The organism is Rothia sp. HMSC061E04 (assembly GCF_001813685.1).
In the GTDB taxonomy this organism is placed as follows: domain Bacteria; phylum Actinomycetota; class Actinomycetes; order Actinomycetales; family Micrococcaceae; genus Rothia; species Rothia mucilaginosa.
Genome location: NZ_KV813706.1, coordinates 242,531 through 253,519, shown reverse-complemented (window position 1 = coordinate 253,519; position 10,989 = coordinate 242,531). Strand labels below are relative to the sequence as shown.

Sequence of the window (10,989 nt, the reverse complement as noted above, 5' to 3'; positions counted from 1 at the left end):
CGAATGAGAAAAGAAGTTGAGAGGATAAATGAGTGACAGTCCACCGCGCTGAGCCCGCACCGAATCCACATCGTAGAGGAGCCGTAGCGGCGGCATGCTGAAGTGCAATCTCAGCCTACCAACCCGCGTCTTAAACATTCAATGAAAACACGAGAAAAACATGCCGATGAGAGTTATAAGACAAAAAATTCAAAAATTACGCCCATGTTTTACACAAAGCCCAAACCCCAAAAAGACCACACAACAGAGAAACAAAAACTGGACATATCACCAGCGCCAAAAACGGCACCCAGCAGCGCCTGCAACAGCAACGCCAGCACCAGAAAACGGGCACATAGAAGGGGCGGTGAAAGAAAAACTCTCACCGCCCCTTATATAGGCTACAGCCACTATCTTCAGCTACTGTTCTCAGAGACTAACCCAAGCTAAAACGTGTAGGGTCAACCGCCTGGTTCACGGCACCTGCCGAATCCTAATCATCGATATAGGGGCTACTGGGGATGGTGTCAAGCATGTCGAGCATTGACAGGACACGAGCCAGCTCCTCGCGGGTAGCAGTCTTGGTCGGACGGAAATCCTTGCTCTTATAGTGATATCTCGTATCGATATTCACCGACGAGTGCAGCCACACCGACTCGGTGTAGAACGGGGCACCCGGCTTCATATCCTGCGGGGTAGTGGGACGGAACCAATAAGAACGACGACCGGGGGTAAGCATAAAGTAACGGTAGAAGAACGCAGCCATCGTAGCGCGGCTAGCCACCGCCTCCGGGTGCATCTTACCGTCAGACCAGCCGGAAGTCAGACCGTTCTGATACGCCCAAATATACGCCGGGTAACGCTCATCCTTCGGGGACAAATCCGGGAAAGGAGAACGCGCAGGAAGCTTCACCTTCGGCGAGCAGGCGCCTCGGTAGATTGCATCCATCAGGTCGCCGCGGGTCACCGCACGCTTAGGGTAGAAGCAACGTTCCTTATCGAGCAGCAGAACCTTTGCCTTACATGACCTGTAGATATCGGGGGCGTACTCGCCATCCAAATCAATGTCCACAATGAAAGGTGCCCACGCGAACTCCGTGTCAATCTTGGGGCGAACTTCAAGAGTGCGCAGAATGGTGTACTGCTCACGGCGCGGACGAAGAGACAGGCGAACACCATAGTCTGCATTCGGGCCGCCGGTGATCTCAGGATCAATGACGTGATGCCTAATGTAGACATCATTCTCGATGCGCTTCTTCGGCTCAAGAGAGAAGAAATAGAACTGGGTGAAGCCCTTCTTCTTGGTGTAGTAGCCGACCTCAATGTACGGGGTGTACAGACCGGTATCAAGCACAGCCTGCAAGCCGGTAATCTCGTAGCTGAGGTTGAAGCCGCTAATATCAAACGACGCCTCGGTAATCTTGAACGTCAGCGGAGTAGTCTTAACGTCCAAGGTGGCAGCCTGAGCGCCCTGCTCACCGGCATGGTGCGCGCCCAACGCGCCGGCGACTGTTAGTGCTGCCGCACCCTTAATGAGGGCGCGACGAGAGGAAAAAGTAGACATAACGTTGTCCCATCGATGTGTTTCTGAGTGGTTATTTTTACGCTAGCAAACATATAGCCAGGGGAGTGATCCGCTGACTATGTGCTTTACGTATGTGGTGTTTCGTATTCCATGTGCGTTGAGTTGAAAATGTGAATGTTTGTGAGTGAAGTGCCCGCCACCAGTGGCGAGTCATTAAATACTATAAGCACTTTTGTGCATAAAAAGAAGGCGGATAGATAGACACTATCCGCCTTCTGTGAGTGTTAAAACCAGTCCAAAAAATGTGGGAAAAAGTGGTTTTACAGGGGGAAATACATTAAAAATCCCCGAAAAATAGTTAAAAAATCTTCGTGCTGACACATGAAAATAGTTAGAAATAACAGCAAACAGCCGTTACTGCTCATGCACCAGCAGGGTCAAAACGCCCGCCTTACGCGCCGTCGGCAGGGTGCACTCCACCGACCAGTCCTCGCTGACCGCCTCCAAAAATTCGGCAATACCAGCCGTGGAGCCATCAATAGGACGAGCCGCCAAACCCGACTGAATCAGGTAACGCGCAAACAAGCCACGGTAATGCTTCGCCATGTGCGAGACGACCTTACGCGAACCATCAGCCGCCACACGCTCCACACGAACTGCCAGAGTCTGCGACGGGGGAGTCACCCACGACTTCGCGTAGGCTGCAGAACGGCAATCCAGAATCAGCTGGTCCTTCGCGGTTGCCTCCAGTGCGGTACCCAGCGCGCCCTTCCAGAAGGAGGCGAGCGCACCAATTGAACCCAGCTTCACGCCCATGGACAGGCGGTAGGCGGGAATCGCGTCCTCGGGGCGCAGAATACCCCACAGCGCCGAAGAAATCAGCAGCGACCAGTGCGCGGCATCGCGTTCGGCGGGGGAGAAGCTCGCATAATCCAGTGCCTCGAACAGCACGCCAGTGTAGGTGCGGATCGCGGGCTGCGCCGGTTCGGTCAGCAGGCGCGTATTGCGATCCACTTCTGCTTCGAGGGACGTGCCCACCTTGAGCTCTGCAAGGGCGTCGGGACCCGAGCTGACAGTCGCCAGCTCCTCCAGGACGCTCTCACGCTCAGCGGTCAGTTCGGGGAACGAGAGGTCAGCAAAGCATACGGGCGCGTTGCCTGCGGGGGCGGGGGTCTTACCTTCAGAAGGGGGAAGAAGAATCAGCATCTCTCCAGTGTACCTGGCAGGCTACCAGCGCATCCGCGAGATTCCAGCGTACCCGCGAGACGAACCCGGAAAATAGCCACCTCCAAGGGTGTGCGTATAATGGGTTGGGTGAAACGGGCCGTCTGGGCAATCGCGAGGCATACGTGCTTCGAGGAAAGTCCGGGCTCCACAGCACAGGATGGTGGATAACATCCACTCGGGGTAACCCGCAGGCCAGTGCCACAGAAAGTAAACCGCCGCGGTTCGCCGCGGTAAGGGTGAAAGGGTGGTGTAAGAGACCACCAGCGGGCGCGGTGACGCGCTCGGCTAGGTAAACCCCATTCGGAGCAAGGTCAAACAGAATACGCCATGGTAGGGTAGTGCGCCCGATCCCCGTCAGCTTCCTTCACGGAGGTGGGGTGCGTATTCGGGTAGGCTGCTTGAGACGTGCGGCAACGTACGTTCTAGATAGATGATTGCCTCGAAACGCCCCTTCGGGCGGCGTTTTAGACAGAACCCGGCTCATAGGATGACCCGTTTCACGCTACCGTTGACTGATGAAAAACATCATCGGCTGATGGAAAACGAAGACCGCGAATGCGCTTGAGAGTGCATTCGCGGTCTTCGTTTTAAACTTCTCGAAAGGTCTCTGACCTTCAGAAGTGCTCGTGATTAGTGACCGAACGGATCCGGATCCACGCCGGGCATCCACGAGTTACCGTCGACGGTCCAGCCTTCCTTCTTCACGACCTTCTTCATCTTGCTGGTCCACTTCTTGTTCAGACGGTTCACGTACAGCTTGCCGTCCAGGTGGTCGGTTTCGTGCTGCATACAGCGTGCAAACCAGCCGGTCGCCTCAAACTGGACGGGGTTGCCGTGCTCGTCAAGACCGTTCACGGTCACCCACTCGGCGCGCTTGAGGGGGAAGCCGTAACCGGGGAAGGACAGGCAGCCCTCTTCCTCCTCGTAGGGGTCCGGGTCAGCGGTAGAAATCTTGCCCAGGGTCAGTACCGGGTTGATGATGCAGCCGCGCGGGGGAACGCCGTCCTCATTCTCCATCTTGTAGGTGAAGATGCGCAGGCCCACACCAATCTGCGGTGCCGCCAGGCCCACACCGTTGGATGCGTCCATGGTCTCGTACATGTCAGCCACGAGCTCCTTGAGCTCATCATTAAACTCGGTGACGGGTGCCGCGGGGCGGTGCAGAACGGGGTTGCCGTGAATAACGATGGGGCGAATAGCCACGGAATTATCCTTTGCTTGTGTTGAATGGGAACTGTTGAACGGGAACTTGCCGGGTGCCCCTGTCGCATGAGGATGCGGGGCATGCCCTGTTTCCGCTCGCTGGTTTAAAGTGCGGGTGTAAAAGCTCTGTTCCGGTAAACCGTGTGCGGGGCAACCGAACAGGGGATAACGCGAACAGAGGGTAAAGCGAAAGGGCCGTTACGGATAACCATAACGACCCTTTCCATCGGGGTGATCGACGGGGGTTGAACCCGCGACCTCCTGGACCACAACCAGGCGCTCTGCCAACTGAGCTACGACCACCATGTGCTTCGCTTGGTTTCCCTTGCGATATGCAACGGATACTACTGTACAGGAGATTCAGAAACCTGCCAAGTTGAAAAGCCGTGATGCTCGTTACATGTTGTGCTTACGCCTCGGATGCCTTAGCCGCCTCAGAAACGGAAGCCTCAGCCTCGCGTTCAGCAGCCTTGCGTGCGGCACGCTCAGCCTCCACCTCACGCGCAATCTGCGCCGAAGCAATCGCATCCGGGCCCTGCGGCACAAAAATAGCGCGACGGTAATACTTCAACTCATCAATAGAGTCCTTGATATCGCCCAGCGCGCGGTGGTTACCGGTCTTCGCCGGGGCACTATGACGAGCCGCCGGGTACCAGCGCGACGCCAGCTCCTTAATGGTGGACACGTCAATCACGCGGTAGTGAAGGTGCGCCATGACCTCTGGCATGTAACGCTCCAAGAAACGCTTATCCATACCCACCGAGTTGCCGCCCAGCTGAGCCTTGCCCGCCACCGGAACATACTTCTTGATGTATCGAAGCACCTGCTCCTGCGCGTAATCCATCGACACACCGTGCTCAATATCGGGTAGTAGACCCGACGCCTCATGCATCGAACGCACAAAGTCATTCATGTTCTCCAGCGCACCGGCAGGAGACTCATCACCGGGCTTGATGACGAACTCAACGCCAGAACCCAGAATGTTCAAATCGGCATCCGTGACCAGAACGCCCACCTCGACGAGAGCGTCGTTCTCCACGTCCAGGCCGGTCATCTCGCAGTCAATCCATACAATACGTTCACTAGAAATACTCACCCTCCCACTCTACCCCCAAACGCCGCTGGCCCGGCGGGCAGCACGTCACAAAAAGGGGTACAAGAGGGCGCAAGAAAGGTACGAGCGGATGCGCAAACGGTGGCAGCGGGGGAGAATAGCGCCACTCTGCGTGCCCGTGAGGAACGTCCACGACCGCCTTCGCCGCAGTGATTCTCGCAAGTGCATCCAAGGGCTCCGGTATGATAAAAACCAGAACGACGATGCAGACAGAAAGGGAGTTATGCGCGCACCAAAGGAGCTCGCACACCGGCTCACCACCCCCGGCGCACACGACGCACCTCTCTCACCCAAACTCTTGGACTACGTCAATAATCACCGTCTGCGCACGCTGATTATCGGCACCATCGGCTCCATCATGGTCACCCTCGGCTCCTACGCCGTCGGCTGGCTCGCCGACAGCTCCAGCTTCTGGCGCTACGACATTGTCCGCGCCATCCGATTCGAAGCCGCATGGGTCATCACCGGCATCATCATGCTCGCCCTCGGCGCCATGATCATGTGCCGCGAATGGCTGCGCATCTACCAGAAAATGGGCGACTGGAACGAACCCAACACCATGCGTTGGATGATTGCCGTCATCACCAGCTGGTCCCTGCCGCAGGTCTTCGCCTTCACCATCTACAGCCGCGACATGTTCTCCTACTACGGTCAGGGTATGGTCATGGCGCACGGCCTCAACCCGTACAAGCACGGTGTCTCCGAAATCTCGAACTTCATGCAGAACGGTGCGGACCCCATGTGGGCGGAATCTCCGCCCCCGTACGGACCGGTCTCCCTCAAGCTCGAAGAGTGGATTGTGCGCCTGGCGGGGGAGAACATCGACCTCTCCCTCTTCTACTTCCGCCTGCTCTCCGTGCTCGCGGTCATCGGCATTCTCTTCTACGTGGCAAAACTCGCCCAGGCGCACGGCTTCAACCAGGTCCGTGCCCTCTGGCAGATTGGCCCGAACCCGCTGTTCATCGCATCGTTCATCGCCAGCGGCCACAACGACTCGCTCATGACTATGTTCATGCTCGGCGGTCTTTACTACGCCAAGCGCTACCGCGACACCTGGTGGGGCGGCCCGCTCGGCGTGACCTTCGTAGCCCTCGGTGTTGCAGTCAAGCCGCTCGCCCTCGTGGTGCTGCCCTTCGTGGGTCTGCTCTGGGCGGGTAAGAACGCCTCATGGCCGCGCAAGTTCATCTTCTGGGCGCTCTCCGGCGTGCTACTGCTCGCCGAAATGGCGCTCATGGGCTGGGTGACCGGACTGGAATTCGGCTGGATCAAGGCACTGTCCACCACCGGCGGCCAGTACATCTGGTACACCCCCTTCGGCCTGGTCATCGGTGCCGCCTCCCTGTTCGTTCAGGGGGACGCCTTCGAGGTCATCCGCAAGCTCATCGAAACCGTCGGCAAGGGCATCGGCATGCTCGGCGCCATGGCAATGGCATTCGTTGGACGCGACCGCAACATCGTGCGCCACGCCGGCCTCGCGATCCTGTTCATGCTCCTGTGCAGCCCCATGATTCAGCCCTGGTACCTGCTCTGGGCAATCCCGATGCTCGCCGCAACCGGCCTGCGCTCGCACTTCCAGCTCATGTGGTACTTCATCACCACGCTGTTCTTCATGGCGTACGGTGTGAGCGACCAGCTGAACGTCTCGCCCTACCTGCGCGATTTCAACCAGGACATGGGTCGACTCATCGCGACGGTCATCTGCCTGGGGTACATCATCTACCTGGTCGCCCTCGACCCGGCAACCTGCCGTCTGGTGTACGTGAGCCTGCACCCCACGCAGATTCGCCGCACCACCATCCGCCTGTGGTGGCAGCTGTTCCCCGGCGCATCAAGCCGCCGTGCACGCCGCCGCGAGGTGAAGAAGGCGGAGCGGGAAGCCGCCAAGGTAGGCTCCTAGCGCGAACTCTTAGTTCGCCAGCCTGGCTTAGCTCAGTGGAACAGCCCCCGCGTGAGATGCGCAGTGCATGAGAAGCATAAATTCTCATGTACCCTAGAGGAAGGCCTCAGTAGCTCAGAGGATAGAGCAGGAGCCTTCTAATCTCTTGGTCGGGGGTTCGATTCCCTCCTGGGGCGCCACATGTAAAAACCGCCTCGCACCCTAAACTCAGGGTGCGGGGCGGTTTTTCTTTATGCTTTTTGCGTGCGTGCCGGGAAGCTACTTCTTGGTCGGGGCTACTTCTTAGTGGGGTTCGTGTCCTTGCAAGAGTTGAGGACGCGCTCCATAACCTTCTTCTCGTCCGCGGTCACCCACAGCTTGTACTTCGCCTTTACGTGCACCTGGCGTGCCACGTAGGTGCAGCGGTAGGCGGTGTTGCTCGGCAACCAGTCGGCGGCGTCCGCGTCGGACTTCTGCTGGTTTGCCGGGCCGTCTGCAGCGAGCAGGTTCTCCGGGTCGTTCGCCAGCTGGCGGCGCTGCTCTGCGGTCAAATCCTGCGCGCCGGTCTGCCATGCGTTCGAAAGGGCCACCACGTGGTCAATCTGCACAGCCGAGGAGGTCTTCTTGCCGCGCTTGAACTCGATGGTTTTGCCGGTGTACGGGTCGTTCAGAGTGCCACTAATCACGGTGCATGCGTGGGTCCTGACCTTGAAACGAACATTGGTCAGGTCGCGGCGCAGAATGTCGTCGCGGGTATTGCACTTGTTGCCGTCAACGTCATCCCAGGCGGGACCGAACTGATCACGAGAGTAGCCAGCCTTCGACGCGCGTTCCTTCACCTGCAGGGACGCCAGCTCGCTCTTCGCGGTCGCCAGATCCGGTGCGAGCGCAGTCGCGGGATCAACCGCCTTGTACGGGTTCTTGACCTCGGCGAGGGTTTCGGTGGCAACGGTGGTCTCTTCATCATCGGTGGTAGAAGAGGTGCTCTTATCGGTGCCGAGCAGCCCGTCCACGCCGTTCTTACTCACGTAGACCAGACCAATAATTAGCACGATTACGGCAAACACAGCGAGCAGACCGTAAATGAGGCGCTTCTTCTGCGGGTCCATAGAATCGGGCAGCTTGGGCAGGTTGCGTTGAATCCGCTGAAGATCCTGCAGCGTGGGCAGGTCGTTGCTGTTGATGGGCTTTTTGCTCACGGGTTCTCCAAGGCGGGTAGACGGGATGCGGCTGAGTGCACCGCATCATCAAGGATAGAGCGCGCGGAGCTGAAATAGTGAACTTGAGGGCAAAAATAGCCGCCCCGACGCTGAGATACCTATCACGATGCCGGATGGGGAGTGGTCGTCATATTTCTGCAGGGAGTGCGTTGCCCGTGGGCGATTTTTGAAAAAACGGGGTGAAAAGTTCAAAAACTCTATCCACAGGCGGTGCTCAAAACCGCAAAACGCGCGGTTATCCACAGAACCGGTAACCGCCGGGTGCAGGGTCGGCTCAGCCCTGGCAAGGTGAAGGAACCCACCCACTAGTTTCTAAGGAGAAACCATGAGCGACACCATCCTGATCCGCGGATTCACCGCCTCCGACCCGGCACTGAGCACCCTGCCCAACGGGGTGCCCGTCGTGAACTTTCGCCTCGCCAGCACCCCGCGCTGGCAGGACGCCACCGGCACCTGGAAAGAAGGCACCACCAACTGGTACACCGTGAAAGCCTACCGCCGCCTCGCGCAGAACATTGCCACCTCCATTGAGAAGGGGCAGCCGCTGGTCGTGAGTGGCCGCCAGCGCATTAGCCGCTGGAACCGCGAAGACGGCACGCAGGGCACTACCGTAGAGGTGGATGCCCTCGGCATCGGTCACGACCTGAACTACGGTACGAGCACCTTCGCCCGCACTGTGGAGAAGCGCACGGTCAATGAGGGCTCCATGCAGGGTACGCCTCAGCAGGGTATGCCGGGTGCGCCGTTGCAGGAGGCGCCTCAGCCGGGCATGTCTCAGTACACGCAGCAGTATGCTCCTGCGCATGCACCCCAGCAGAACACGGAGGCGCCGGGTATGACCGCTCCGGGTACTCCGGCACAGAACGGCGCATCCCAGGGCGGGGGAGCGCAGAGTGACGAACCCCCCTTCTAAAAGTGCTCCCCGGATGCTTGCATAAACGCGGGTGCATTGGGATAATGGAGCATTGTGTTGACATCGGGCACGCCCCTGCCGCAGGGGGAAGAGCGACCAACGATGTCAACCTTCGGGCACCAATCCTGTCCGAAGCATGAAGTTTTCTGTCCCGCAGTGGGGCAGAGCAATCTGAGTCTATTTGACCTGCGGCAGATGACTCTGGAGATCTACAACTATGCAGACTCTTGACTTTCTCGACAAGAAGTCCCTCCGTGACGACATCCCCGCATTCGGCCCCGGTGACACCCTGAACGTTCACGTTAAGATCGTTGAAGGTAAGAACCACCGTATCCAGGTCTTCAAGGGCTTCGTCGTTGGCCGCCAGGGTGCAGGCGTTCGCGAGACCTTCACCGTCCGCAAGGTTTCCTTCGGCGTTGGTGTTGAGCGTACCTTCCCGGTTCACTCTCCCTCCATCGAGAAGATCGAGCTGGTGACCCGCGGTGACGTCCGTCGTGCAAAGCTGTACTACATGCGCGACCGCCACGGTAAGGCTGCTCGTATCCGCGAGAAGCGCGAGTTCTAATCTTTATAGATACAGAATTCTGTTGCAAACCGCTCCCCAACCGCATTCCGCGGGCAAGGAGCGGTTTTTGCATATTCTGAGACCCCGCTTTCTGAGAACCTTGCCGCTCTCAGAAAATAAAAGCCCAAGAGCGTAAACACTCTCGATACAATAGCTAGGTACCGTTTCACTCGAGCTAGGTATCTCTCAAACGAAAGGCTCACTCCAGCATGGCAGACGACAAGAACACTGCGAACACCAGCCCCTTCCCTGAGGGATACCAGCCTCAAAGCCGCCGCGAGCGCCGCGAAATGGAAGAATACTTCGCGCGCCTCGCCGCCGAAAAGGCTGCAGCTGAGAAGGCCTCGACCGAGAAGACCACCCCCTGGGCGGCATCCGCGGGCGCTACTGAGGCGACCGAAAGCGACACCAAGGGTGCATCTGAGCGCGATCACGAGGTGGTAGCTAGCGCCGAGGCGAGCGCCGCCTCCGCAGATGCAACCGCAAGCAGCACCGCCGCGACTTCTTCCGCAAAGGATGCGAAGAAGAGCGCTCCAGCGAAGAATACTGAGCGTGAAGAATCCGCCGATGAGGAGAGTGCCGTAGACATGGAAACCACCAAGGACTTCTCTGAAATGACCCCCAAGGAACGCCGCAAGGCAAAGCGCGCCGAACAGGCAGAGCTGACCTACTCCCAGGCGCAGGAAGAAGGCCGCCTCGGCGAATGGCTCTGGGTGCAGGCACGCGAGGGTGGCACCGTCATCCTGTACGCGCTGGTCATCGCATTCCTGGTCAAGACCTTCCTGCTGCGCGGTTTCTATATTCCCTCCGGCTCCATGGAGCAGACCCTGCAGGTTAACGACCGCGTGTTCATTAACGTGGCGGGCTCCTACTTTAGCGAGCCTAAGCGCGGCGACGTCATCGTCTTCAAGGACTCTCAGGGCTGGATTCCCTCCACCCAGAAGACCAGCAGCCCGCTCAAGGACGCCCTGTCCTTCGCGGGTATTCTGCCGGATACTTCCTCGAACTTCCTGGTCAAGCGCGTTATTGGCACCCCCGGTGACGTGGTCGAAAGCGACGGCACCGGCAAAATCAAGGTCAACGGCGTAGAAATTACCGAACCGTACCTGTACCCGGGCAACCCGCCCTCGGAGGTCCCCTTCAAGGTGACCGTGCCCGCCGGCAAGTACTTCGTGATGGGCGACCACCGCAGCAACTCCGCCGACTCCCGCTACCACATTAGCGACGGCACCGCGTTCATCTCCAAGGACGACGTGCAGGGTAACGTGTTCGTGGTGGCATGGCCGCTGAACCACTTCGGTCTGCTGCAGGATCAGAGCTCGGTGTTCTCCTCGATTCCCGCACCGTCCTCCACCCCGAGCGAGTAA

9 protein-coding genes, 2 tRNA genes and 1 other RNA gene are annotated in these 10,989 nt (G+C 58.5%); 6 read left to right on the top strand and 6 right to left on the bottom strand.

The genetic code is table 11. From position 1 onward, the window contains the following. Window positions 1-472: 472 nt before the first annotated feature. Together HMPREF2927_RS07910 and HMPREF2927_RS07905 are read right to left on the bottom strand one after the other, a co-directional pair. Window positions 473-1,543, bottom strand: coding sequence for an S-layer homology domain-containing protein (locus HMPREF2927_RS07910; RefSeq protein ID WP_070686978.1), 1,071 nt, complete (start codon window positions 1,541-1,543; stop codon window positions 473-475). A 375-nt stretch (window positions 1,544-1,918) separates the two neighbouring features. Then, complete coding sequence (locus tag HMPREF2927_RS07905) at window positions 1,919-2,710, bottom strand: YaaA family protein (RefSeq protein ID WP_070686976.1); 792 nt, start codon at window positions 2,708-2,710, stop codon at window positions 1,919-1,921. Window positions 2,711-2,824: 114 nt separating this feature from the next. Between HMPREF2927_RS07905 and rnpB the strand changes: the two genes are divergently transcribed. Further along, window positions 2,825-3,230: RNase P RNA component class A (rnpB, locus tag HMPREF2927_RS07900), an RNA gene on the top strand. A gap of 131 nt (window positions 3,231-3,361) precedes the next feature. Here the strand turns inward: rnpB and def are convergent. The 3 genes from def to orn all read right to left on the bottom strand — a co-directional run bounded on the left by def (window position 3,362) and on the right by orn (window position 5,030). Then, on the bottom strand, window positions 3,362-3,934 hold the full coding sequence (def, locus tag HMPREF2927_RS07895) for a peptide deformylase (RefSeq protein ID WP_049362109.1): 573 nt from the start codon (window positions 3,932-3,934) through the stop codon (window positions 3,362-3,364). Window positions 3,935-4,164: 230 nt separating this feature from the next. Continuing rightward, window positions 4,165-4,237, bottom strand: a tRNA-His gene (locus HMPREF2927_RS07890). A 106-nt stretch (window positions 4,238-4,343) separates the two neighbouring features. Further along, window positions 4,344-5,030 carry an oligoribonuclease gene (gene orn, locus HMPREF2927_RS07885; protein ID WP_070686974.1) on the bottom strand — a complete coding sequence of 229 codons (687 nt, stop codon included), beginning with the start codon at window positions 5,028-5,030 and terminating at the stop codon, window positions 4,344-4,346. A gap of 241 nt (window positions 5,031-5,271) precedes the next feature. Between orn and mptB the strand changes: the two genes are divergently transcribed. Both mptB and HMPREF2927_RS07875 read left to right on the top strand, forming a co-directional pair. Continuing rightward, window positions 5,272-6,945 carry a polyprenol phosphomannose-dependent alpha 1,6 mannosyltransferase MptB gene (gene mptB, locus HMPREF2927_RS07880; protein ID WP_070686972.1) on the top strand — a complete coding sequence of 558 codons (1,674 nt, stop codon included), beginning with the start codon at window positions 5,272-5,274 and terminating at the stop codon, window positions 6,943-6,945. Window positions 6,946-7,048: 103 nt separating this feature from the next. After that, window positions 7,049-7,124: transfer RNA gene (locus HMPREF2927_RS07875), tRNA-Arg, on the top strand. A 96-nt stretch (window positions 7,125-7,220) separates the two neighbouring features. Here HMPREF2927_RS07875 and HMPREF2927_RS07870 read toward each other — a convergent pair. After that, window positions 7,221-8,123: an HNH endonuclease family protein gene (locus HMPREF2927_RS07870; protein WP_070686970.1), complete on the bottom strand. Its 903-nt coding sequence runs from the start codon at window positions 8,121-8,123 to the stop codon at window positions 7,221-7,223. A 346-nt stretch (window positions 8,124-8,469) separates the two neighbouring features. Here HMPREF2927_RS07870 and HMPREF2927_RS07865 point away from each other — a divergent pair, with 346 nt between their 5' ends. The 3 genes from HMPREF2927_RS07865 to lepB all read left to right on the top strand — a co-directional run bounded on the left by HMPREF2927_RS07865 (window position 8,470) and on the right by lepB (window position 10,989). Continuing rightward, window positions 8,470-9,057: a single-stranded DNA-binding protein gene (locus HMPREF2927_RS07865; RefSeq protein WP_070686968.1), complete on the top strand. Its 588-nt coding sequence runs from the start codon at window positions 8,470-8,472 to the stop codon at window positions 9,055-9,057. Between the two features lie 217 nt (window positions 9,058-9,274). Continuing rightward, complete coding sequence (gene rplS / locus HMPREF2927_RS07860) at window positions 9,275-9,622, top strand: 50S ribosomal protein L19 (RefSeq protein WP_012903660.1); 348 nt, start codon at window positions 9,275-9,277, stop codon at window positions 9,620-9,622. Between the two features lie 209 nt (window positions 9,623-9,831). After that, window positions 9,832-10,989, top strand: a complete 1,158-nt coding sequence (gene lepB / locus HMPREF2927_RS07855; RefSeq protein WP_141754892.1) for a signal peptidase I — start codon at window positions 9,832-9,834, stop codon at window positions 10,987-10,989.

Coding starts and splice junctions, on each gene's coding strand:
- HMPREF2927_RS07910 (WP_070686978.1), bottom strand. CDS start 1,543: ATGTCTACTTTTTCCTCTCGTCGCGCCCTCATTAAGGGTGCGGCAGCA.
- HMPREF2927_RS07905 (WP_070686976.1), bottom strand. CDS start 2,710: ATGCTGATTCTTCTTCCCCCTTCTGAAGGTAAGACCCCCGCCCCCGCA.
- mptB (WP_070686972.1), top strand. CDS start 5,272: ATGCGCGCACCAAAGGAGCTCGCACACCGGCTCACCACCCCCGGCGCA.
- HMPREF2927_RS07865 (WP_070686968.1), top strand. CDS start 8,470: ATGAGCGACACCATCCTGATCCGCGGATTCACCGCCTCCGACCCGGCA.
- rplS (WP_012903660.1), top strand. CDS start 9,275: ATGCAGACTCTTGACTTTCTCGACAAGAAGTCCCTCCGTGACGACATC.
- lepB (WP_141754892.1), top strand. CDS start 9,832: ATGGCAGACGACAAGAACACTGCGAACACCAGCCCCTTCCCTGAGGGA.